The organism is Arthrobacter terrae (assembly GCF_015708085.1).
GTDB classification, from domain to species: domain Bacteria; phylum Actinomycetota; class Actinomycetes; order Actinomycetales; family Micrococcaceae; genus Arthrobacter_M; species Arthrobacter_M terrae.
In genome coordinates this window covers 142,380-164,099 of sequence record NZ_JADNYM010000009.1, presented here as the reverse complement: position 1 = coordinate 164,099, position 21,720 = coordinate 142,380, and the positions used below count along the sequence as shown (strand labels likewise).

22 protein-coding genes and 1 pseudogene are annotated in these 21,720 nt (G+C 64.5%); 15 read left to right on the top strand and 8 right to left on the bottom strand.

The genetic code is table 11. From position 1 onward, the window contains the following. Nucleotides 1–323, top strand: a pseudogene (locus IV500_RS08985) (alpha/beta hydrolase); the annotation flags it as partial. On the opposite strand, the gene IV500_RS08980 reads toward IV500_RS08985, so the two are convergent. Beyond that, nucleotides 305–1,147, bottom strand: coding sequence for a thiamine phosphate synthase (locus IV500_RS08980; RefSeq protein ID WP_196396451.1), 843 nt, complete (start codon nucleotides 1,145–1,147; stop codon nucleotides 305–307). The pseudogene IV500_RS08985 and the gene IV500_RS08980 overlap by 19 nt on opposite strands. Before the next feature lie 235 nt (nucleotides 1,148–1,382). Here IV500_RS08980 and thiO point away from each other — a divergent pair, with 235 nt between their 5' ends. From thiO to IV500_RS08965, 3 genes are all read left to right on the top strand, one after another. After that, nucleotides 1,383–2,615: a glycine oxidase ThiO gene (gene thiO / locus IV500_RS08975; protein ID WP_196396475.1), complete on the top strand. Its 1,233-nt coding sequence runs from the start codon at nucleotides 1,383–1,385 to the stop codon at nucleotides 2,613–2,615. Then, nucleotides 2,612–2,851 carry a sulfur carrier protein ThiS gene (thiS, locus tag IV500_RS08970; protein ID WP_376770197.1) on the top strand — a complete coding sequence of 80 codons (240 nt, stop codon included), beginning with the start codon at nucleotides 2,612–2,614 and terminating at the stop codon, nucleotides 2,849–2,851. The genes thiO and thiS overlap by 4 nt, the downstream gene beginning before the upstream one ends. A 96-nt stretch (nucleotides 2,852–2,947) precedes the next feature. After that, entirely contained in the window at nucleotides 2,948–3,778 is an 831-nt protein-coding gene (locus IV500_RS08965) for a thiazole synthase (RefSeq protein WP_376770196.1), read from the top strand. Nucleotides 3,779–3,799: 21 nt separating this feature from the next. On the opposite strand, the gene IV500_RS08960 is transcribed toward IV500_RS08965, so the two are convergent. The 3 genes from IV500_RS08960 to IV500_RS08950 all read right to left on the bottom strand — a co-directional run bounded on the left by IV500_RS08960 (nucleotide 3,800) and on the right by IV500_RS08950 (nucleotide 5,106). Then, a complete protein-coding gene (locus tag IV500_RS08960) occupies nucleotides 3,800–4,108 on the bottom strand; it encodes a hypothetical protein (RefSeq protein WP_196396450.1) in 309 nt (102 codons plus the stop codon). 29 nt (nucleotides 4,109–4,137) lie between these two features. Continuing rightward, the gene (locus IV500_RS08955; protein WP_196396449.1) at nucleotides 4,138–4,362 is read right to left on the bottom strand and encodes a DUF3107 domain-containing protein; all 225 of its coding nucleotides are present in this window, start codon (nucleotides 4,360–4,362) and stop codon (nucleotides 4,138–4,140) included. A 108-nt stretch (nucleotides 4,363–4,470) separates the two neighbouring features. Continuing rightward, a complete protein-coding gene (locus tag IV500_RS08950; RefSeq protein ID WP_230854720.1) occupies nucleotides 4,471–5,106 on the bottom strand; it encodes a TetR/AcrR family transcriptional regulator in 636 nt (211 codons plus the stop codon). Nucleotides 5,107–5,206: 100 nt separating this feature from the next. On the opposite strand from IV500_RS08950, the gene moeB reads away from it, so the two are divergent. From moeB to IV500_RS08935, 3 genes are read left to right on the top strand one after another with little or no spacing between them, the layout of a single operon-like run. Next, nucleotides 5,207–6,436 (top strand): molybdopterin-synthase adenylyltransferase MoeB, encoded by a 1,230-nt coding sequence (gene moeB / locus IV500_RS08945; protein ID WP_196396447.1) that lies wholly within the window; start codon nucleotides 5,207–5,209, stop codon nucleotides 6,434–6,436. A gap of 38 nt (nucleotides 6,437–6,474) precedes the next feature. Next, complete coding sequence (locus IV500_RS08940) at nucleotides 6,475–7,470, top strand: SDR family NAD(P)-dependent oxidoreductase (protein ID WP_196396446.1); 996 nt, start codon at nucleotides 6,475–6,477, stop codon at nucleotides 7,468–7,470. A gap of 12 nt (nucleotides 7,471–7,482) precedes the next feature. After that, nucleotides 7,483–8,211, top strand: coding sequence for a M50 family metallopeptidase (locus tag IV500_RS08935; RefSeq protein WP_196396445.1), 729 nt, complete (start codon nucleotides 7,483–7,485; stop codon nucleotides 8,209–8,211). Between the two features lie 7 nt (nucleotides 8,212–8,218). On the opposite strand, the gene IV500_RS08930 is transcribed toward IV500_RS08935, so the two are convergent. Then, nucleotides 8,219–9,544, bottom strand: coding sequence for a glutamyl-tRNA reductase (locus tag IV500_RS08930; RefSeq protein WP_196396444.1), 1,326 nt, complete (start codon nucleotides 9,542–9,544; stop codon nucleotides 8,219–8,221). Nucleotides 9,545–9,692: 148 nt separating this feature from the next. On the opposite strand from IV500_RS08930, the gene hemE reads away from it, so the two are divergent. From hemE to hemL, 8 genes are all read left to right on the top strand, one after another. Next, entirely contained in the window at nucleotides 9,693–10,754 is a 1,062-nt protein-coding gene (gene hemE / locus IV500_RS08925; RefSeq protein ID WP_196396443.1) for a uroporphyrinogen decarboxylase, read from the top strand. A gap of 26 nt (nucleotides 10,755–10,780) precedes the next feature. Further along, nucleotides 10,781–12,478 (top strand): protoporphyrinogen oxidase, encoded by a 1,698-nt coding sequence (hemG, locus tag IV500_RS08920; protein WP_196396442.1) that lies wholly within the window; start codon nucleotides 10,781–10,783, stop codon nucleotides 12,476–12,478. Nucleotides 12,479–12,550: 72 nt separating this feature from the next. Further along, complete coding sequence (gene hemQ, locus IV500_RS08915) at nucleotides 12,551–13,306, top strand: hydrogen peroxide-dependent heme synthase (protein ID WP_196396441.1); 756 nt, start codon at nucleotides 12,551–12,553, stop codon at nucleotides 13,304–13,306. Next, nucleotides 13,303–14,583, top strand: a complete 1,281-nt coding sequence (locus tag IV500_RS08910) for a ferrochelatase (RefSeq protein ID WP_196396440.1) — start codon at nucleotides 13,303–13,305, stop codon at nucleotides 14,581–14,583. The genes hemQ and IV500_RS08910 overlap by 4 nt, the downstream gene beginning before the upstream one ends. Before the next feature lie 4 nt (nucleotides 14,584–14,587). After that, a complete protein-coding gene (gene hemC / locus IV500_RS08905) occupies nucleotides 14,588–15,607 on the top strand; it encodes a hydroxymethylbilane synthase (RefSeq protein ID WP_196396471.1) in 1,020 nt (339 codons plus the stop codon). 35 nt (nucleotides 15,608–15,642) lie between these two features. After that, on the top strand, nucleotides 15,643–16,584 hold the full coding sequence (locus IV500_RS08900; RefSeq protein WP_230854719.1) for a uroporphyrinogen-III synthase: 942 nt from the start codon (nucleotides 15,643–15,645) through the stop codon (nucleotides 16,582–16,584). Continuing rightward, a complete protein-coding gene (gene hemB / locus IV500_RS08895) occupies nucleotides 16,584–17,564 on the top strand; it encodes a porphobilinogen synthase (RefSeq protein WP_196396439.1) in 981 nt (326 codons plus the stop codon). The genes IV500_RS08900 and hemB overlap by 1 nt, the downstream gene beginning before the upstream one ends. A 27-nt stretch (nucleotides 17,565–17,591) precedes the next feature. Next, nucleotides 17,592–18,920 carry a glutamate-1-semialdehyde 2,1-aminomutase gene (gene hemL, locus IV500_RS08890; protein ID WP_196396438.1) on the top strand — a complete coding sequence of 443 codons (1,329 nt, stop codon included), beginning with the start codon at nucleotides 17,592–17,594 and terminating at the stop codon, nucleotides 18,918–18,920. Nucleotides 18,921–19,052: 132 nt separating this feature from the next. Here hemL and IV500_RS08885 read toward each other — a convergent pair whose 3' ends face one another. Genes IV500_RS08885 through IV500_RS08875 form a run of 3 tightly spaced genes read right to left on the bottom strand, consistent with a single transcriptional unit; the run spans nucleotide 19,053 to nucleotide 21,491 of the window. Further along, entirely contained in the window at nucleotides 19,053–19,790 is a 738-nt protein-coding gene (locus IV500_RS08885) for an amino acid ABC transporter ATP-binding protein (protein WP_196396437.1), read from the bottom strand. Between the two features lie 3 nt (nucleotides 19,791–19,793). Beyond that, nucleotides 19,794–20,552 (bottom strand): amino acid ABC transporter permease, encoded by a 759-nt coding sequence (locus IV500_RS08880; RefSeq protein WP_196396436.1) that lies wholly within the window; start codon nucleotides 20,550–20,552, stop codon nucleotides 19,794–19,796. A 3-nt stretch (nucleotides 20,553–20,555) separates the two neighbouring features. Next, on the bottom strand, nucleotides 20,556–21,491 hold the full coding sequence (locus tag IV500_RS08875) for an ABC transporter substrate-binding protein (protein ID WP_196396435.1): 936 nt from the start codon (nucleotides 21,489–21,491) through the stop codon (nucleotides 20,556–20,558). Nucleotides 21,492–21,720: the final 229 nt, after the last annotated feature.

Here is a 21,720-nt window from a genome sequence, read left to right as displayed (position 1 = left end):
GGGAAAACATGCCCACCATCCCCGCCGGCCACCAAGCACTGCTCAACAGCTACTTCCACGGCGACGCCGCCGCCTTCGCCCGGCAAAATCCCCTGGACGTGTTCAAAACCGGCCACTTTCCCGCCACGGCGGGCATCATCACTGTGGGCGCCGCCGACAGCTTCTACAAACCCCAGGGCGAACAGGTCTACGCCGCGGCGAAAGCCGCAGGACTGAACGTCACCCTGCAGATCCTGCCCGGTGCGCACACCTGGCAGGCCTGGCGCGCCGGACTGCAGAACAACCTGGACTGGCTTATGCAACGCTACGCAGTTACACCCTGACCGCCCAGTCCCGTTTGATCGGCTGCGCCGGCAGTAACGCCGTCGCTACCGGCGGAGGTCCCCTGACCGAGAGCCGCGCGCAGAGCCTGCGCGGCGGACGTGGGGTCCGATGCCTCGGTAATTGCCCGTACGACGACGACTCGCTGGGCACCGGCAGCGACGACCTGTTCGATGTTGGCCAGGTCGATGCCGCCAATGGCGAACCAGGGGACCCGGGTGTGCAGCGAAGCGGCGTACCGCAGCAGTTCCAAGCCGACGGCGGCGCGGCCGGGTTTGGTGGGCGTGGCCCAGACCGGGCCGACGCAAAAATAGTCCACCGCGCCGCCGGCTTCCGCAGGGGCTTGGGCGCCGCCGGCTTCCGCGCGGGCCTGCGCGCCGCCGTTGCCGGATCGGTCAGTCGTGCCCGCACCGGCAGCGGCGCGAACTTGCTCCTGCGTGTGACTGGACAGGCCCACCGCCGTGCCGGCCGGCAGCAGTGTCCTGGCCGCAGCCACCGGCAGATCCTGCTGACCGATGTGAAAGACCGGTGCCCCGGATAATGCAGCGATGTCCGCCCGGTCATTAACGGCCCAGAGCTTGCCGTGTTCGGCAGCCACCTCGCTTAATACCGCCAGCAGTTCCAGCTCCTCGGCCGCCTGCAGGGCCTTATCCCGGAGCTGGATGATGTCCACACCGCCGGCGTAGGCTGCCCGCACAAAATCTGCAAAATCTCCCTGTTCGGCGCGGGCATTGGTGCACAAATACAGCCTCGCGTCGGTGACGGAGGGCCGCGTGACAGCGGCTGGATCCGGCGCGGCGAGGGGACTGGAATAAAAACCTGTCATGTCTCATAGACTAGTTCAGTACCGCGGGAGCCGGAGAAGCCGGCTGAGAGGGCACCTGGCATTGCGCTGTGTGCCGACCGAATTGTTCCGCTGGGCTTGTCCCCAGCGGGCTGAACCTGATCCGGATCATGCCGGCGTAGGGAAGGAAAGAACGCGAGTGGACACGCAACGGCTAAACACCGAACGGCTAAACACCGATCGCCGCGGCGAAGATCGCCGCACCGAAGAACAGTGCATCGAAACGGACGTCGCCGTCATTGGCGGTGGGATTGTTGGGCTGGGTATCGCCTGGGAGGTGCAGCAGTCAGGCCGCTCCGTTACGGTCATTGATCCCGTTCCCGCCACGGGAGCGACCTTTGCGGCGGCCGGGATGCTGGCCCCGGTCAGCGAGCTGCACTATCAGGAAGAGGAGCTGCTGGGGCTGACTCTTGCCTCGGCCGCACTGTGGCCGGATTTTGTGGCACCACTGGTTGCTGCCGGTCATGTGGATACCGGATTTCGGACGACGGCAACGCTGGTGGTGGGTGCCGATGCCGGCGACAGGCGGGCATTGGCGGATCTGCGCCAGGTACAACTTTCGCACGGCCTGGACGTGGAGCCGCTGACTATCCGTGCGGCCCGGGCCGAGGAACGGCTGCTGGGTCCGCAGCTTTCCTGCGCGTACAGAATTGCGCAGGACCACCAGGTGGATCCAAGGGCGGTGGCGACGGCGCTCCGGGTCCAGCTGAATATTGTAGCCGGAGCGGCCGGCCGGCTGAGGGAAGAGCAGACGTCGATCCGCCGGATGGCGACCGGATTGCTGCACGCTGACCCAGCTGATCCATACTCTCCAGTGAACGGGGTGCAGCTCGAGGACGGACGAACGGTGACCGCGGGGGAGGTTGTGGTGGCTAATGGGCTCGGCGCGTCAGGGCTGGCAGGGCTTCCGACGGGTCTGAATTTGCCATTGCGCCCCGTGTACGGCGATATTCTCCGGCTCCGCGTCCCGGAGCATTTACGTCCGTTACTCACTGCCACGGTACGTGGGCTGGTCCGGGGAGTGCCGGTTTACATCGTCCCGCGCAACGACGGGACGGTGGTGATTGGGGCAACCCAGCGCGAAGACGATCCCGGAGGTCACTGCGGCTCAGGCCCGGGCAGCGGAAGCCCGGGGCGAGTCTCCGCCGGCGGCGTGTATTCGCTCTTGCGGGATGCCCAGACCTTGGTGCCGGCAGTTGCCGAGCTGGAGCTGCTGGAGACGACCACCCGGGCCCGGCCCGGAACGCCGGATAATGCGCCGCTGCTGGGTCGGGTTGCCGGAGTTAACGGGGACGTTGCGGGGCTCATTATCGCCACCGGTTTCTTCCGGCACGGAGTACTCCTCACACCCGTCGCGGCACAGATCTGCCGTCAACTGCTGGACGGTATCACCGCACTGGACTGGACGGGTTTTAGGCCCGGCAGGTTTTCGGACAAGGAGAAAAAATGATGGAGATCCGGCTCAACGGCCAGCAGCACCAAGCTCCGGCCGGTCAACGTGTGGCTGCCCTGGTGACCTTGCTGACTGGCAGGGCCATCGATGCTGCAGGGCAAGCGTGCGACGGCGGGCGGCTGGGGGTTGCTGTTGCCCTGAACGCAGCCATTGTGCCGCGGAGCAAGTGGTCTGATACCGAACTGGTGGATAACGACGAGGTGGAAATCGTGACGGCCGTCCAAGGAGGATAGCGGTATTTGCGCGGCTTTCTTTCGGTTGGCCGACAATAGATCCGGTCCGGAACGCAGCGTCACGGACGCCATAAAATGCGAAGGAAAAATGAAGTAATGAATACGACACTGAAAACCATGAGTAGTGCCGGCCCATCGATGCCTGCGCCGGACCCGGATTCCCTGGTCATAGACGGCGTTGCACTGGGCTCCCGGCTGATCATGGGAACCGGGGGAGCCCCCAGTCTGAACGGACTTGGTGCAGCGTTGCTGGCCTCCGGCACCGAGCTGACCACCGTGGCCATGCGGCGCCACAATCCGGTGGCCCCGGCGGGCACCTCTGTGTTTGATCTGCTGCTGCAGCAGCAGATCCGCGTGCTTCCCAACACCGCCGGGTGTTTCACGGCACGGGAAGCTGTGATGACGGCGGAACTTGCCCGGGAGGCACTGGAAACGGACTGGGTGAAGCTGGAAGTCATAGCCGACGAACACACCTTGCTGCCCGACGCCGTCGAACTCGTTGACGCCACCGAACAATTAGTAGGCAGGGGGTTCAAGGTTTTCGCGTATACCAACGATGATCCTGTGCTGGCGCAGCGGCTGGAAGGTCTCGGAGCTGCAGCGGTCATGCCGCTGGGGGCACCGATCGGTACGGGATTGGGCATCCTGAATCCGCATAACATCGAGTTGATTGTCGCCCGCGCCTGCATCCCGGTGATTCTCGACGCGGGCATCGGAACGGCCTCCGACGCCGCGCTGGCAATGGAGCTGGGCTGCGATGCCGTCCTGCTGGCGTCGGCGGTTACCCGGGCACAGGATCCGGTGCGGATGGCGGAAGCCTTTAAACATGCAGTGATCGGCGGGAGGCTGGCGGCGCAGGCGGGTCGAATTCCCAGACGTGTGCACGCGCTGGCGTCCTCAGAGATGGAGGGCCGGCCGGACCTGTAGCGGGCCCGCTGCAGGAGCGGGCTAGTGGCTGCGGAGGATGGCCGTCAAACGGGCGGTGTCCCGTTCGATCCGGCTGCGCCCCAGCAGCAGCGAAGCGGCGACCGAGAACACTATTGCTGCAATCATCGAAGCGATCCACGGGACCCACGTCAGGCCCGGCTGATAGCTCAGCCCTGCCGAGACCGTAATGATCCAGGTCAATAGGGCGGTCAGTACCGCAATGCCGGCCGGCAGCAGCTCGCCGTACGCGTGATGACGTTTTTTGTCGATTCCCCAGACGATCGCGCCTACCGTGCCGGACATCAGCGCAATAATCACCAGATCAACCATTGGACGGTCTTCCTGTTCGGGCGGCCGGGTTAGAGAGCGCCGAAGCCGACGCGGCGTGATTCCTCGGCGCCGATTTCCACGTAGCCCAGCACATTGGCCGGGACCAGGACGACCCGGCCTTTGTCGTCCGTGAGGCGCAGCTCGGCGCCCTTGGCGATGGCTTCGCTCACGTTGGCAGCGACCTCATCGGTGGTCTGCGCGGATTCCAGCACGATTTCACGTCCGACGTTCTGAATTCCGATTTTGATTTCCACCGCGGTGTCTCCTTAATATGCCGCCATATTGGCGTAGCAATGAATTGAACCAAACCCACCGGGTTCAGCTGGTACTAACTGGCTAGGGATCAGTCTAGGGCGTATGGCTCAGGGTTCCTTGGGGAACCGGCTGATTCCGCGCCAAGCTAAACGGTAGATCAGCTCACTGGCCACATCCAAGTCCAGATTCCCGTCCGTCTCGAGCCAATAGCGGGCGCTGACCTGCGCCATTCCTGCCAGCGCGCGTCCCAGCAGGGTCGCTTCAATATGCGGGAGCTTGGTGTCCTCGGAAATGACGCTGGCAATTGCATCGGCGTAAGCGGCGTTGAAGGCCTCCAGCCGGGCAGCGACCTCGGAGTCGTTGACCAAATCGGATTCGAAGACCAGCCGATACGCCTGGTCATCCTTGGCGATGAACTCAAAGTAGGCCCGCATTGTGGCCTGAACGCGAAGCTTATTATCCGTCGTCGAACCCAAGGCAGCGATGAGGCGGCCGGTGAGCTCGGCCAGGTGCGCGTCCAACAGCGCCAGATACAACTCGCGTTTGCTTGGAAAATGCTGGTACAGCACCGGCTTGCTGACCCGTGCGGTTTCGGCAATTTCATCCATTGCGGTGCCGTGGTAGCCGTTGGCGACAAAAACTTCCTGGGCCGCGGCCAAAAGTTGGGCGCGGCGTTCATCGCGGGGGAGCCGGGGCAGCCGCGGCCGGGCCGGCACTTGAGGAGTTCGGGATTCCTGGGTCATGCCGTGGCGCCTTTCGTATTGCACGCCCCACCGGAGCGTAACCATCACTTTACCGGCCGGTAATATGACTGGATACACCTCCCGGGCATAGATTAAGGCTATGGCGCCATCATTGCGGGCTGGTACCGCGCAGCATGACCACGGGTTTTCAACCCTGCCGCCGTTGGTTGATCCCGGGCCGGAGCTGACCCGGGCGGAGATTGAACGCTACTCGCGGCACTTGATCATCCCCGAAATTGGCACCGAAGGCCAGCGTCGGCTGAAAAATGCGCGGGTGCTGGTCATCGGAGCGGGTGGGCTGGGCTCACCGGCCCTGCTGTACCTGGCCGCCGCCGGAGTCGGAACCATTGGCATCGTGGACGACGACGACGTGGACTTGAGTAATCTACAGCGGCAGGTGATTCATTCGGTGACGGACGTGGGACGGAGCAAACTCGATTCCGCCCGGGATTCAATTGCCGCGCTGAACCCGCTGGTGTCAGTGGTGCTGCATTCCGTGCGGCTGGATTCCTCCAACGCGCTGGACGTTTTTGCCGATTATGACCTGATTCTGGACGGCGCGGATAACTTTGCCACCCGGTATCTGGTCAACGATGCTGCGGCGCTGCAGGGAAAGCCCTACGTCTGGGGTTCAATTTTGCGTTTTGACGGTCAGGTCAGCGTGTTTTGGGAGAAATTTGGTCCCAGTTATCGGGACTTGTACCCCGAACCGCCGGCCGCAGGAACCGTGCCTTCCTGCGCGGAAGGCGGTGTGTTTGGCATGCTCTGTGCCGCTGTGGGCTCGATGATGGTGATCGAAGCGGTAAAGCTGATTACCGGAACCGGCCGGACCTTGTTGGGTCGGCTGCTGATTTTTGACGCGCTTGGTTCCAGCTGGCGGGAGATCGGCATCTCCAAGGATCCCGAAGGCTCGCCGGTGACGCAGCTGCTTGACTACGCCGATTTCTGCGGTGTGCCGGCGCCGGATGCCGAGGCCACCGCTGTGGATAGTGCCGCGGATACGATTTCCGCGACCGTGCTGGCCGCCCGGCTGGCCGCCCGGGAGCGCGGTGCAGACAGCTTTGAGCTCATCGACGTCCGCGAGCCCGGCGAGTTCGGGATTGTCCGGATTCCTGGCTCCGTTCTGGTGCCATTGGGCGGGATTCAGACCGGAACCGCGCTCTCCGGGATTCCGCGGGATGTGCCGTTGGTGCTGCACTGTAAGTCCGGCGCGCGCTCGGCCCAGGCGCTGGCGAGTCTACGAGCTGCCGGTTATGCCGACGTCGTTCATCTGGACGGCGGCATTCTGACGTGGGTGCGTGAGGTGGAACCCGACAAACCCATCTACTGACACCACGCCAGCAGAACCAAACCCGACAGGAAGACGATATGGACAACCTCGCAGACGAATTTACCGCCCAGCATAAGATCAACTCGGGCTTCTGTGCCGCGTCCACCGCAGCCGACGTCCTGCAGGGGGTAGACCTGACGGGAACCGTGGCCATGGTGACGGGCGGTTATTCGGGGCTCGGGCTGGAAACGACCAAGGCGCTGGCTACGGCCGGTGCTTCGGTGCTGGTACCGGCACGACGGCCTGAACGTGCACGGGAGGTCCTTGAGGCCGCCGGCCTTCCGGCGAATTCAGTGAGCGTCGATGCCCTGGATCTGGCCGATCAGCAGAGCATTAAGGATTTCAGCGCACGCTTCCTCGACTCCGGGCACGCCCTGGATATCCTGATCAACAATGCGGCGATTATGGCCAGTCCTGAGGCCCGTGTTGGTCCCGGGTGGGAGTCTCAGTTCGCCACTAACCATCTGGGGCACTATGCCCTGACAAACCTGCTGTGGCCGGCTTTGAGCGCCGGAGACGGAGCACGCGTCGTCGCACTCTCGTCCACCGGACACAAACTTTCCGGTATCCGGTTCGATGATCCACAGTTCAGCACGGGCTACGACAAGTGGCAGGCTTACGGTCAGGCGAAGACGGCGGACAGCCTCTTTGCCGTACAGCTGGACCAGCTGGGACGCGCCCGCGGTGTGCGGGCCTTCGCGGTGCATCCCGGCGGCATCATGACCGAGCTGCAGCGGCACCTGCCGGTTGCCGAGATGATAGCTGCGGGATGGATAGATGACCAGGGCAACATCGATCCACGGTTTAAGTCCCCGGCCCAGGGCGCCGCTACTTCCGTGTGGGCCGCCACGGCACCGGCGCTGGGCGGGATGGGCGGGGTCTATTGCGAAGACTGCGACATCGCCGAACCAACGGACACCGCCTCACCTACTGCCCGGATGGCCGGAGTGGATGCGCACGCAGTGGACCGGAACGCGGCGGCTCAACTTTGGGATCTCTCCGCGGAGCTCACCGGCATCAACGCCTTCGCCTAGGTGCCGCCTTCGATGGACAACGGGTGGACTGGGACTCTTATCCGCGCCACGGCCCGGGGTCTCCCGGTGGACCCATCGACTCCGATTTTGATTCTGATCCTGGCTGCCGCCGTGGTGCTGGCAGTGCCCGGCGTTTTGTGGCGGCAGTTCGGTATTTACGTCACAGTGGTCCACGAACTAGGGCACGCATTCGCCGCTTTGCTCACTGGACAGCGGCTGACTGGTATCCGTATTCGGCCGGACCAATCCGGGACAACGCACAGCCTGGCCCGTGGTCGGTGGCCCGCGGTGTGGTCCGGGTTCTGGGGTTATCCGGCCCCTGCGGTGGTAGGGGCCGCCATGGTGCTCTCCGCCCGCAACGGCTGGCAAGGCGCAGCGCTGTTGATCGGAGGAGCCCTCATACTGCTGTCGCTGCTCTTTGTTCGAAACTTCTTCGGCGCAGTGTCGGTGCTGTTCTGTGCCTCGGTGGCGGTGGGGCTGCTGTATCTGGCGGGTGGGCAGGTCCAGGGCTACGTGCTTCTGGTGCTGGGCACGGCGCTGATAGTGGGTGCCACGCTGGCTTGGTTCACGGTGATTGCAGTCCACGCCTCGCGCCGGGACCAGCTGGCGTCCTCGGACGCGTACCTGCTCTACCGGCGGACCGGGATACCGTCCGTTATCTGGTTGCTGCTGATGGGTGCGGTGATTGCAGGATCGGGCTGGGCCGCCGTGGGCGCCGTGCTGCCGGCAGCAGCCGGCTAGCGTCGGTTCAGGCGGTGTCGGCGGCAGGATCAACGGGGCATTGTGCCGGTGCAGAGGCCGCCGGCTCCTGGACCGTGATGCCGTACAAAGCTTCGAGGCCAGCGAGATAGCTGTCCTGCTCGCCGGCCACCGCGAGCTCGCGCGCCCTGACAGTAGGGATATGCAGCAGGGACTTGACCATTCGACGCATCGCGAATTCGACCTCCTCCGCTGCGGCCGTGCACCCGTGTTGGGCACGCACCCGCGCAATTTCGGTGTCGAGCACGCCCATCGTGTGCCGGCGCAAGGCTACGATGGCGCCATCTACCGAGCGCACCTTCTGCTGCTCTTCAAAACTGTCGGCCGCTTTGGCCACGATGTCCGCGGCCTGACTCATCGACTCCGCCTGCTCCGAAGGCGCGGCCAGCCGAACGGATTCGAGCGTCAGCAGTTCCACACCCTCCAGCTCGGCAACAGCGGGATCAAAATCACGGGTCAATGCCAGGTCGAGAATGACCAGCGGCTGCTCCGATTCGCTGCGGACGCGGACAATGTCGGCGGCCTGGACCCGATGTTCGGATCCGCTGCAACCGATCAGGATGTCTGCAGCCGCGACGGCGCCTTCCAGGCTTGCGGAGCTCAGCGCAGTACCACCCCGGGTCGCGACGAAGGTCTGCGCCCGGCCGGATGCGGAGAAGACCGAGATGTCACTGCAGCCGCGCCCCGTCAACTGCGCCATCGTGGCGCCGGCATAGGCGCCGGTTCCAAAAATGACCACCCGGGAGCCGGAGAATTCCGCGCCGGTACCCGCCGGGCCGCCGCGCAGTTCGGCGGCAAGATCCAGCGCGACGGAAACGATGGATAGGCCCCTGCTGCCAAGTGCGGTCCGCGCGCCAACATCTTTGGCCGTCTTGGACGCGGCCTGGAACAGCCGCACCAGGGCCGGGCTCGCGGTGGAATCCTGCTGCGCGCCGGTCAGAGCGCGCCTGACCTGGCCGGCAATTTCGCGTTCGCCGACGACGGCGGAATCGAGTCCCGCGCTGACGGCAAAAAGGTGCCGGCTGACGGCTGGTCCGCTGCGGGTTTCAAAGGCCCGGGAAACAGTATGTTCGCTCAGTCCGCTGCTCTCGCTGATCCGCGAGATGACGGCGGCGCGTGCCGCATCGACGTCGTCCTCCGTCCTTGCTTCCGCATAGATCTCGTAGCGGTTACAGGTTGCCAGCGCCACCGCGCCAAGTATTTCCTGTTGGCGTCCGAGCACGGAAAGCGGGACCTCGGAGGCGCCGGCGCTCAGGCGGGCAACTGTCTCGAGATCTATTTCAGCGTGCGACGCCACGAGAGAGAAAAGGACCACAACTCCTCCATAGTACCGACTTCGCACCCGTGTAGAACAAGCGAGGGTAGCCAAACTTGGCGTCTGCCCGGGGTGATATTCGTTACCACGGACCGCGTAGGACCGCGGCAGTTATCCAATTAAGCAGAACTTGGGGAGAATCAGAACCATGACACTTAGCTCCAGGCACCCCCTGATGGATGGCCGCACGGGCGATTCGTCGCTGATCACCGCCTACCGTGGCGGGAAACCGTCACGACGGCCGGTCTGGTTCATGCGCCAAGCGGGGCGCTCGCTGCCGGAATACCGCCAGTTGCGAAAGGGTGTGGCGATGCTCGATTCCTGCCTGGACCCGCAGTTGGCCTCGGAAATCACCCTGCAGCCTGTGCGTCGGCATGATGTGGACGCCGGCATTTTTTTCTCCGACATTGTCATCCCGCTCAAACTGGCCGGGGTGGGGGTGGATATTGTCCCCGGGGTGGGCCCCGTGCTGGATGCGCCGATCCGCACGGCGTCCGACGTCGCAGCGCTTCCCACGCTGACTGAGGAGGCGCTGGAACCGATCCGCGAAGCGGTCCGGCTTACCGTGGACCAGCTGGGGAAGACACCTCTGGTCGGGTTTGCCGGCGCGCCGTTCACGCTCGCGGCGTACATGGTGGAGGGGAAGCCATCGCGTGATCATTTGGGCCCGCGCACCATGATGCACGCCGATCCGCAGGCCTGGCGTGCGCTCACGCACTGGGCGGCGGACGCATCGGGGATGTTCCTGCGCGCGCAATTGGAAGCCGGCGCCAGCGCCGGTCAGTTGTTCGATTCCTGGGCCGGCTCGTTGGGTCTTCAGGACTACATCCGGTATGTGGCTCCCGCGTCGGCTCGGGCGCTTGACCACGTGCGCGGTCTTGGCGCACCGCTGGTCCACTTTGGCACGGGAACGTCGGAACTGCTGAGCGCAATGCGCGACGTCGGAGTGGACGTCATGGGGGTTGACTACCGGCTGCCGTTGGATGAGGCGAACCGTAGACTGGGCGGGACCGTGCCCTTACAGGGGAACATCGATCCGGCGCTGCTGTCCGCCCCGTGGGAGGTCCTCGAAGCTCATGTGCGTGCGGTGATCGCGGCGGGGGCGGCCGCGCCCGGGCACGTGCTGAATTTGGGCCATGGGGTGCCCCCGGAGACCGATCCCGAGGTCCTCACCCGGATAGTGAAACTGATCCACTCAATTCAGCCATGATGATGGACGGCCCGAGGGACAGACCCATGGTGCCGCGTGGACGGCCTCAGCCGTGCGCCGTCGTCGTCGGGGGCGGAATCGCCGGACTCGTCGCCGCCCGGGACCTGGTCCACGCCGGCTACCGGGTCACCGTATTGGAGGCATCGGGCGCTTTTGGCGGCAGCGTCGGCTCACATACGGTGGCCGGCCTCTTGCTGGACAGCGGGGCGGAGTCATTTGCAACGCGCTCGACGGCGGTCGCAGACCTGGTCACGGAGCTCGGCCTGGGGGCTCGGATCAGCTCGCCGGATCCGTCCGGCGCCTGGGTTCAGCTTCCGACCGGAGCGCTGCCGCTGCCACGGACCGGGGTGCTGGGCATACCGGCGGACCCGTGGGCGCCGGAAGTGCGCAAGGCACTGGGTTTTGCCGGTTCGCTGCGGGCTGCCCTGGATGCCAAATTACCGGCGTCGGTAGGGACTCGTGCGGAGGTTTGCAGCGTCGCGGACCTGGTCCGGGCGCGGATGGGCGCCCGCGTACTGGAGCGTTTGGTGGCACCGGTGGTCGGAGGAGTGCATTCGGCGGATCCGGACGTGCTGGACGTTGATATGGTGGCGCCGGGGCTGCGCCAGGGCATTGTTAAATACGGTTCATTGGCCGCAGCGGTGGCTGCGCAACGCGGTGGCGCACAGCAGGTTGCGGTACAGCAGAGTGCCGCACGGCCCGGTGGCGCGCAGCCCGGTGGCGCACAGCCCGGTGGCGCACAGCCCGGTGCTGTCCGGCCGGGTATGACGAAGGCCGGGACCGCTGTTGGTGGCCTGACCGGTGGGATGTTTACGCTGGTCGCGGCGCTGGCGGAAGAGCTGCGCACAGCCGGCGTAGAGATGCACACGGGGCACCCGGTGACCGGGCTCTCGCGGGCAGCTGCGTCCAGCGCAGGCAGTGATTGGATGGTGACTGCGGGTGAGTGGTCCGCTCGGGCAGATCTTCTCGTGGTGGCCACAAATGGGCCTGCGGCGGTGCAGTTGCTGGCCCCTGTGATCCCGGAACTTGCCGATCATGCCCCGGCGGCCGGGCCCGACGTTCGGCTGGTGACCCTGGTGGTGGATTTGCCGGGTCTGGACGCGAAGCCCCGGGGGACTGGAATTCTGGTGGCGCCGCAGACCGCAGGAATTACGGCTAAAGCGCTGACCCACGCGAGCGCGAAATGGGCCTGGTTAGCGGACATGGCCGGCGCCGGCAGGCACGTCCTCCGGCTCTCCTACGGCAGGGCCGGAGAGAACGCGGGCAGGGCCGGAGAGAATGCGGGCAGGGCCGGAGAGAACGCGGGCAGGGCCGGAGAGAATGCGGGCAGGGCCGGAGAGAACGCGGGCAGGGCCGGAGAGAACGCACCTCAAACCACGGAACTTCCTATCGCGGATGATGATTTGCTGGCCGCTGCCCTCTCGGACGCTTCGACGCTGTTGGAGCAAGAAGTCACTGCTGATGTTCTGGTGGATTGGGACGTGGTGCGGTGGCCCGGTTCGCTGCCGTTTGCCGCCGTCGGGCATCGCAAGGAAGTGGCAAGGTTCCGCGACATTGCCCGCCAGGAGCCCGGACTACTCCTGCTGGGCGGTTGGTTGGCCGGAAATGGCCTGACCGCCGTGGTGGCGGACGCACGCGCAGAAGTGGCGCGTGCGCTCGCCGCTGATCACATGGACCGCGCGCGCCATACGGACCCAATAGGCCACGCGGAAAAAAGTCTGTGAGTTTCGCGACTTCTACTGTCCGTAGAGGCTTTCGGTTTCGACTTTCGCGCCCGGAGGGGCAAACTTATAGCTATGAGCCACACATTTGCGGAATCTGTCACTAAAACTTCCGAGGCATCCCCTTCCACGGACTCCTCAACAGAGCCGTCCTCGCCAGAGACGACGCCACCCTCGGCTCCCTTCACCCTCTGGACGGTTTTTAAGCGCGTCGGCCTCCCGAGCGCGGGAAGCGAACAGCGGGTCGCGGCCTTTGAAGAACTTGTTGCCGGGTTCGCCGGGCAGAACATCACCCTTCGTGGCGCTTACGACGTTTCCGCCATGCGTTCGGACGCGGATGTGATGATCTGGCTGATCGGCCCCACCGCTGACGGCCTGCAGCACGCGGTGCGGGATATTCGCCGCAGCGATCTGTTCACCGGGACGGAGATTGCCTGGTCGGCGATGGGCGTGCACCGCGAGGCCGAGTTCGCCAAAAACCATGCGCCGTCGTACATGTCCAACACCGAACCCAAGGATTGGGTCTGCGTGTATCCCTTCGTGCGCTCCTACGAGTGGTACATTCTCCCGCCCGAGGAGCGCGGCAAAATGCTCCGCCACCATGGCATGTTGGGACGTGATTTCCCCGGTGTGCTGTCCAATACCGTTTCGTCCTTCGCCCTCGGTGACTGGGAATGGATCTTAGGTCTGGAGGCTGACGATGTGCTGGAACTAGTGGACCTGATGCGCCACCTGCGCTCTACCGAAGCCCGGCTGCACGTCCGGGAAGAGATCCCCTTCTACACCGGCCGCCGGATTGGTGCTGCGGAAATTGCGGAGGTTTTGCGATGACAGATTCTCAATCGACGGTTTTGAACCCCGTCACCGAGGCCGGCCGGATGGAACCGCGCCACTACGACGGGATCCTGCTCGCATCCTTCGGTGGACCCGAGGGCCAGGACGACGTCATTCCGTTCCTGCGCAACGTTACGCGCGGGCGCGGTATCCCGGACGAGCGGCTGGAAGAGGTCAGCCACCACTACCGCGCCAATGGCGGCATCAGCCCGATCAACGGACAGAACCGTGCATTAAAGGCCGGTCTGGAAGCGGAACTGAGCGCCCGCGGAATTTCGCTGCCGGTGCTGTGGGGTAATCGAAATTGGGCGCCCTACATCCCGCAGACTCTGCAGGGCGCATACGAGGACGGGCATCGGCGGCTGCTGATGATCACCACCAGCGCGTATTCGTGTTACTCCAGCTGCCGCCAGTACCGCGAAGATATCGGCATGGCGCTGACCGACACCGGACTGGACGGCAAGCTGGCCGTCGACAAGGTCCGGCAGTATTTTGATCATCCCGGTTTTGTTGAGCCGTTTATCGAAGGTACCGCGGACGGGCTGGCCAAGGTACGCGCCGAACTCGTTGCCGCCGGGACTCCCGATTCACCCGTGCATGTCCTGTTTGCCACGCACTCGATTCCCATGCGCGACGCGGAAGCTGCCGGCAGGTCTGAGGGCGAACCCCGCCACTTTGCCGAGGACTCGGCCTACGTGGCCCAGCATCTGGCCAATGGCGCTGCGGTAATGGCGCAGGTTGATGCGCTCAGTGCGGACGCCGGCCGGAAGGCTGCCGCGACGCCATGGTCACTGGTGTACCAGTCGCGCTCCGGCGCGCCGCACGTTCCTTGGCTGGAACCCGATATCAATGATGCGCTGGAGGAACTGGCCGGCCAAGGCATCAAGGGCGTTGTGATTGTTCCGCTCGGGTTCGTGACGGACCACATGGAGGTCCTCTGGGATCTGGACACCGAAGCGCGGGAGACCTGCGAGAAGCTGGGCCTGGCCTTTGACCGGGTGCCGACGCCGGGAACACACCAGAAGTTCATCACGGCTCTGGCGGACCTGATCTGTGAACGGACTGCGGAGAACAACATCGCGGACCGCCCTGCCATGACGGACCTCGGCCCTTGGTACGACGTCTGCCGCCCCGGCTGTTGCGCGAACTTCCGCGGCGCTAAGCCTGCCATCGCGGGAGCAGACAGCACTGTTGGAGCAGACAGCACTGTTGGAGCAGACAGCACTGTTGGAGCAGACAGCACTGTTGGAGCAGACAGCACTGTTGGACGCTAGCGGGGTGGAAACGGTAAAAGTAGGGACCCGGGCCAGCAGGCTGGCGCTGACACAGACGCAGCAGACCGCGGACAGGTTAGCCGCCGTCGGAGGTTTCACCGTCGAGCTAGTCCACGTGAAGACCGACGGCGATGTCCTGACCGGGCCGCTGTCGCAGATGGGCGGCACCGGAGTTTTCGTGACCGCGCTGCGTGACGCGCTGCTGACCGGACGCTGTGACGTTGCGGTGCATTCGCTCAAGGACCTGCCGACAGGGGCCGCGGAGGGGCTCAAAATGGCGGCAGTACCCGTTCGTGAGGATGTCCGGGATGCCCTGTGCGCGCGCGGCGGGCTGACCTTCGCTGAACTTCCCGCAGGAGCAAGGGTGGGGACGGGATCGCCGCGCCGCGCGGCTCAGCTTCGCGCCGCACGGCAGGATCTTCAGATCGTCGATATCCGCGGCAATGTCGATACCCGACTGGGCCGTGTTGTGGGCCTGCCGGGTAACGCGGACGCGCCATTTTTGGAGGGAAAGTCCGGTGACCTGGACGCCGTGGTACTGGCGGCAGCCGGGCTTGGACGGATCGACAGGCTCGATGTTGTCAGCGAGTTCTTCAGCCCGGATATTATGCTCCCCGCCGCGGGGCAGGGCGCGCTGGCTGTCGAGTGCCGCAGGGCGGATGCCCCCGGAAGTTTTGGCCGGCTGACCGGAACCGCCAGCGGCGTTCCCGGAGTATTGGCACAGGCTTTGGCCGCGCTGGACGATCGCGATGCCCGGCTGGCTGTCACTGCTGAAAGGGCTCTGCTGGAGCGCCTTGAGGCCGGCTGCAGCGCTCCGATCGGGGCCCTGGCGCACCGGAAAGGCAGCATGTTGTACCTGGACGCGGTGGTCTGTGCCGTGGACGGCACAGCATCTGTGCGCCGGAAAAAGGCAACAGACGGCCTTACCGAAGTCGGTGCCACGCTGCTGGGCATCGATCTGGCCGAGGAGCTGTTGGCTCACGGCGCCGGGGATCTGGCCGATCTGGCCGGCAGCGGGAAATGATCCCCCCGGAACAAGTTCCGCGCACAAACATGCCGATGAGCCCCGCCCTAGGAGGAATCCGGGTTGCCATCACGCGCAGTCCCGACCGGACGGACGCATTGGTTCGGACACTGCAGGAACACCATGCCAGCCCATATCTGGTTCCGCTGATTGACTTCGAGCTCGCCGAGGACCAAAAGGCCTTGTCCGAAAGACTGGAAGCGCTCGCGGCCGGGGAATACCACTGGCTGGTAATCAGCAGTATCAGCACGGTTCGGGCTCTCAAACAGTGGTGTGCCGCGCACGCCATGAATCTGGCCGGACTGGTTCCGGACGGGACGCGGATCGCAACCATTGGCCCGTCGTCGCGCCGCGTGCTTGAAGCCGAGGGTCTGGCTGTTGAGCTGGCGCCGGAGGGTAACCAATCGGCGGCAGGATTGATCGATCTCTGGCCCTCCAGTGCCGTGCGGGTGCTATTGCCGCAGTCAAACCTTGCGGAACCCGCGCTGGCGGCGGGAATATCCGGTGCCGGGGCAATAGTAGACACTGTCACCGCCTACGTCACCGTGGACTATCCCGCCCGTCCCAGGTTGCGGCTCAACGCGATGCTGGCATCCGGTGACCCTGGATCCTCCGTCATATCTGATGCCAGAGACAGCCCGTGCAGTAGCACGGGCGTCCCGGTGCTGACCCCGAGCCAGGCAAAGGCGCTGATCGACGCAGATGGACTTGACGCCGTCGTCGCCGCGTCGGCCAGTGCCGTCCGCAGCATTGCGCGGCAGCTGGCCCCGCTGCCCGAACCCTGCCTGCTGATCGCCATTGGCAGGCCCACTCATGACGAAGCTGTCCGGCTGGGTCTGCGCGTGGCTGCCACCGCCCGAAAACCAACTCCGGCTGGAATCGTGGAAGCCCTCATCCGTGCTGTCCCGGGCCGCGTGGCGCGCATCCCGGCCGTCCCCGCAATCATTGCCGATCCTGTCGATTCAAAGGAGTCCTGATGAGTTTCCCCCAGCACCGCCCGCGCCGCCTGCGTGCCACCAACGCACTGCGCCGTATGACCTCCGAATACCGGTTGGCTCCCGCTGAGCTGATCCTGCCGGCGTTCATCCGCGAGGGGTTGAGCGGGCCGTTAGCTATCAGCTCCATGCCAGGAGTCGTCCAGCACAGCACGGAATCGCTCAAACGAGCGGCCGTTCAGGCGGTGGAAAGCGGGGTAGGCGGCATCATGCTCTTCGGTGTCCCCGCCACGCGTGACGCCACGGGCTCGGCTTCACTGGATCCGGAAGGCGTGCTGAATAAGGCCATTCGCGATGTCCGGACCGAGGTGGGCGACGATCTGGTGGTAATGAGCGATCTGTGCCTGGATGAGTTCACCGATCACGGACACTGCGGCGTACTGAATGCCTCCGGCGGCGTGGATAACGATGCAACGCTGGAAATCTACGCGGACATGGCCGTGGCACAGGCGCGGGCCGGTGCGCAGGTGCTGGCGCCGTCGGGCATGATGGACGGTCAGGTAGGGGTGATCCGGCAGGCCCTGGACGCCGCTGGATTCCAGGAACGGTCCGTGCTTGCCTACGCGGCAAAGTATGCATCCGCGTTCTACGGTCCCTTCCGGGAAGCCGTCGACTCCCAGCTGAGCGGCGACCGCCGGACCTACCAGATGGATCCGGGCAACCGGCGCGAGGCGTTGTTGGAGGTGGAGCTGGATCTGGCCGAAGGGGCGGACATGGTGATGGTGAAGCCTGCGATGAGCTACCTGGACATCCTTGCCGACGTGGCTGCGATGTCCCCGGTTCCGGTGTCCGCCTACCAGGTCTCCGGCGAATACGCGATGATCGAAGCCGCGGCGGCGAACGGCTGGATTGACCGACGCCGTGCCATTGAGGAATCCGTGCTCAGCATTAAGCGGGCCGGCGCTTCCATGGTCCTGACCTACTGGGCCACCGAACTGGCCGGCTGGCTAAAGAACCCCTAAGCCCCTCTGGGCTGGAAGAATGGACGTATGAGCAGCACAAATATTTCAGCAGACCTTTTTGACCGGGCCAAGGCACTGATGCCCGGAGGGGTGAATTCCCCCGTGCGGGCCTTCGGATCCGTTGGCGGAACGCCGCGGTTTATGGTGTCCGCTAAGGGCGCTTACCTTACCGATGCGGACGGCCGGGACTATGTGGACCTGGTCTGTTCCTGGGGGCCGGCGCTCTTGGGCCACGCCCACCCGGACGTACTCGCTGCGGTGCATGCCGCCGTCGACCGCGGCCTGAGTTTTGGCGCCTCGACCCCGGACGAGGCCGAACTGGCCTCGCTGGTGCAGCAGCGGGTGCCCGCCGTGGAACGTCTGCGCATGGTGTCCACCGGCACCGAAGCGACGATGACGGCGGTCCGGCTTGCCCGCGGGTTCACCGGCCGCAATCTGATCATAAAGTTTGCCGGCTGCTACCACGGCCATCTTGATTCCCTACTCGCGGCTGCCGGATCCGGCCTGGCCACGCTGGCACTGCCCGGTTCGGCCGGAGTAACAGCCGCCACCGCCGCAGAGACACTGGTGCTGCCATACAACGATCCCGGTGCAGTCGAGGAAGCCTTTGCGCGGCATGGCCACAGCATTGCCGCGGTGATTACGGAAGCGGCGCCGGCGAATATGGGTGTGGTAACACCGGGGGAAGGCTTCAACGCCGGCTTGTCCCGGATCACCGCCGAACATGGTGCGTTGCTGATCCTCGACGAGGTGCTGACTGGATTCCGTACCGGGCCCGCCGGCTACTGGGGCCTGACCAGCGGTTCCGCCGATGGGCTTTCGGCAGCGGCTTGGACGCCGGATCTGTTCACCTTCGGCAAGGTTATTGGCGGCGGGCTGCCGACGGCGGCGCTGGGCGGCCGCGCGGACGTGATGGATTATCTGGCCCCGCTCGGTCCGGTCTACCAGGCCGGGACGCTTTCCGGGAATCCGGTGGCCATGGCTGCCGGGGTCGCCACCCTGACCGCGGCGACAGCGGATATCTACGCGAGCGTGGATGCGCGGTCATTGGAGCTTTCGGCTGCGCTGTCGCAGGCGCTGGCCACGGCCGGGGTGGACCACTCCATCCAGCGCGCCGGGAGTTTGTTTTCCGTCGCTTTCGGTACCTCTGAACGTGGCGTTCACAACTACGAGGATGCGCAGGGCCAGGAGTCGTTCCGCTACGCACCGTTCTTCCACGCGATGCTGGATGCCGGGGTATACCTGCCGCCGTCGGTCTTTGAGGCCTGGTTCCTGTCGGCGGCGCATGACGACGCCGCCATGAACCGGATTATCGACGCTCTCCCGGGTGCCGCCAGGGCCGCCGCAGCAGCCTGATGCGTCTGCGGGCCGGGTACACCCAGCGCGGATGCCGCTGAGATGGACCGGTGCCGTGGAAATTTCCACGGCACCGGTCCATTTCTCTGGCATTATGCCGCCACGGGACGGCGGTTGAAACGTTTTGCCGGACTATAGAACGTCGGAGAGGAATCTCTTGAGGCGATCAGTCTGGGGTGCGGTAAAGAGCTGGTCCGGGGACCCGGTCTCCACCACAACGCCGGCGTCCATGAACATCACGGTGTCCGAAACGTTGCGGCAGAACCCCATTTCGTGGGTTACCACCACCATGGTCATTCCTGACTGGGCCAAATCCGCCATCAGCGCGAGCACGCCCTTAACCAGTTCCGGGTCCAGGGCTGAGGTGGCCTCGTCAAAGAACATGACTTCGGGTTTCATCGCCAACGCGCGGGCAATCGCCACCCGCTGCATCTGTCCGCCGGAGAGGTCTGCCGGGCGGGCTTGGGCCTTGTGCCTGAGTCCCACCAGATCCAGCTGCTCCAGGGCTTCGGCACGCGCCTGGTCCTTGGGCATCCTGCGGAGCTTGTGCAGCGCCAGCGAGACATTCTCCACCACGGTCTTGTGCGGGAACAGGTTGAACTGCTGGAACACCATCCCGATGCGCCGGCGCAGCTCGTCCGGATTGTCGGCCAGGACAGAGCGGCCGTCCAGCAGGATGTCGCCCTGGTCCGGTTCGATCAGCCGGTTCATCACCCGCAGCAGCGTGGACTTGCCCGAGCCCGAAGGGCCGATCACGGAGGCAGTGGTGCCCTGTGGAACGTGCAGGTCAATTCCGCGCAGGACGTGGTTGTGCCCGAAAGACAGGTGCAGGTTCCTGCCGGTCAGGGTCCCGGAGGTCATCTCGGTCATGGTCTAAACGCCCTTTCCGACGACGGCGGCAACGTCATCGGGCTCTTTTTTGACCGGCTTGCCGATACGCAGACGGTTATCGATGAAGTTGACCAAATGTGTGAGCGGAATGGTCAGGATCAGGTACAGGACGCCGGCGGCCACCAGCGGGGACAGGTTGCCCGAGTTGGACATTGCGTCGTTGCCGATCCGGAAGATCTCCCGCTGGCTGGCCAGCAGGCCGAGCACGTAAATCAGGGAAGAGTCCTTGATCAGTGAGATCAGTTGATTTACCAGTGCCGGCAATACCCGTCGGATGCCCTGCGGGATAACGACCAGGAACATGGCCGAGCCGTAGCTGAACCCGAGGGCCCGGGCCGCTTCCAGTTGACCCGTGTGAACGCTCTGGATGCCCGATCGGAAAATCTCACCGATGTAGGCGCCGGCCATTAAGGTCAGCGCGAGAATGCCCAATGGAAACGGGCTGGTGCTGCCCGTCAGCATCCGGAACGTGGGGCCCAGACCAATGCCGATCACCAGGATGACCAGAATGGCGGGCAGACCGCGCAGGATGTCCGTGTAGACACGGGCGATCCAGCGGGCCACACCGTTGCGGGAAATCCCCATCACGGCCAGGACCAGGCCCAGGATGCACCCCAGGACGCCGGAGATGATGGCCAGGAGCAGCGTGTTCGGCAAGCCGACTGTGAGCATCTGGGGGATGACTTCCCCCATCGCCCGCCAGTCAAAGAACGTCTTGAGGAACTGCTGGAATGCGTCCATCTGCTAGCCCTTCGGGAAGGCAACAGCCTTGGAGCCGGGCTTCCAATCGGTCGGGTTGGCCCGCTCCGGGTACCACTGCTTGGACAGGCTGCTCCACGTGCCGTCCGCAACAACCGCGTCGAGGCCGGAGTTCAGCGCATCGATCAGCGGTTGGTTCTGCGAATTGACGGCGTAGGCCACGAAGTTTTGGGTGTTGATAATCGATTCAACGATCGCGGTGCCGTCGCCGTCCTTGACCTGTCCGGACGCCTGCTGGGACGGTGCCACCCAGGCATCAATCTGGCCGGTCTTCAGATTGGCATACAGGGAATTGTAGTCAGAGAAGCGAACAGGCTCGATCTGGAGGGTGTTGGTGACGTAGTCATCCTGTACTGATCCCTGCACCACACCGACACGGGTGTCCTTCGTCAGGTCCTTGAAGCCCTTGACGGCAGCGCTCGTCTTCGCGACAACGGCCATGTAGCCAAAGTCGTAGCCGTTAGAAAAGCCAACGTTCTGGCGGCGCTTGTCAGTGGTCGAAATGGACGAGGATCCGACGTCGAACGTCTTGTTCTGTACCTGGGCCAGCAGGCCGGCGAAATCGGTGGACTTGAACTCCAGCTTCAGGCCCAGCTTGGCGGCGACGGCGCGCAGCAGCTCGTTGTCGAAGCCGGTGAACTTACCGTCCTTATCGATATAAATGTTCGGCGGAGCGTCGGAGAGCGTACCAACGGTGATGGTTCCGGGAACGATCAGGCCCAGCTTGGATTTATCGATCGCGTCCAAGGCAGTTACATCCTTGGTGGTGTACTTATCCAGGGACTGCTGGTCGCTCCCGGCGAGGGCATTCGTGGGCGAGGAGCTACTGTCAGCGCTGCCACCGCCGCACGCGGACAGCGAGATGGTCAGCGCAATTGCCAGCGGGACGGCAGAGAGCCACTTGAGGGCCTTGGATTTCATGGGGCATTCACTTTCGTAGACGTTTTGGCCGCAGCGATGCGCAAGCTCAAGCGATAGGCGGGGGCGGGGGCGAAAATGCGCTTAGCCGCGCAACAGCCCGGCTCAGCTGATCGAACTAAAGTATGTCATTTCACTTAGAACATCGCTTCCTGCGAACTTTTGACGTCATATTCCACAGTTTACCGAAGAGGATTCGTAACAAATAGCGGCGGACCCTGGTGCGGACTGT

Coding starts and splice junctions, on each gene's coding strand:
- IV500_RS08910 (WP_196396440.1), top strand. CDS start 13,303: ATGACAGATTCTCAATCGACGGTTTTGAACCCCGTCACCGAGGCCGGC.
- IV500_RS08880 (WP_196396436.1), bottom strand. CDS start 20,552: ATGGACGCATTCCAGCAGTTCCTCAAGACGTTCTTTGACTGGCGGGCG.
- IV500_RS08960 (WP_196396450.1), bottom strand. CDS start 4,108: ATGGTTGATCTGGTGATTATTGCGCTGATGTCCGGCACGGTAGGCGCG.
- IV500_RS08940 (WP_196396446.1), top strand. CDS start 6,475: ATGGACAACCTCGCAGACGAATTTACCGCCCAGCATAAGATCAACTCG.
- hemQ (WP_196396441.1), top strand. CDS start 12,551: ATGAGCCACACATTTGCGGAATCTGTCACTAAAACTTCCGAGGCATCC.
- IV500_RS08980 (WP_196396451.1), bottom strand. CDS start 1,147: ATGACAGGTTTTTATTCCAGTCCCCTCGCCGCGCCGGATCCAGCCGCT.
- hemB (WP_196396439.1), top strand. CDS start 16,584: ATGAGTTTCCCCCAGCACCGCCCGCGCCGCCTGCGTGCCACCAACGCA.
- hemE (WP_196396443.1), top strand. CDS start 9,693: ATGACACTTAGCTCCAGGCACCCCCTGATGGATGGCCGCACGGGCGAT.
- hemL (WP_196396438.1), top strand. CDS start 17,592: ATGAGCAGCACAAATATTTCAGCAGACCTTTTTGACCGGGCCAAGGCA.
- IV500_RS08885 (WP_196396437.1), bottom strand. CDS start 19,790: ATGACCGAGATGACCTCCGGGACCCTGACCGGCAGGAACCTGCACCTG.
- IV500_RS08950 (WP_230854720.1), bottom strand. CDS start 5,106: ATGACCCAGGAATCCCGAACTCCTCAAGTGCCGGCCCGGCCGCGGCTG.
- IV500_RS08965 (WP_376770196.1), top strand. CDS start 2,948: ATGAATACGACACTGAAAACCATGAGTAGTGCCGGCCCATCGATGCCT.
- thiS (WP_376770197.1), top strand. CDS start 2,612: ATGATGGAGATCCGGCTCAACGGCCAGCAGCACCAAGCTCCGGCCGGT.
- moeB (WP_196396447.1), top strand. CDS start 5,207: ATGGCGCCATCATTGCGGGCTGGTACCGCGCAGCATGACCACGGGTTT.
- IV500_RS08900 (WP_230854719.1), top strand. CDS start 15,643: ATGAGCCCCGCCCTAGGAGGAATCCGGGTTGCCATCACGCGCAGTCCC.
- IV500_RS08935 (WP_196396445.1), top strand. CDS start 7,483: ATGGACAACGGGTGGACTGGGACTCTTATCCGCGCCACGGCCCGGGGT.
- hemG (WP_196396442.1), top strand. CDS start 10,781: ATGGTGCCGCGTGGACGGCCTCAGCCGTGCGCCGTCGTCGTCGGGGGC.
- IV500_RS08875 (WP_196396435.1), bottom strand. CDS start 21,491: ATGAAATCCAAGGCCCTCAAGTGGCTCTCTGCCGTCCCGCTGGCAATT.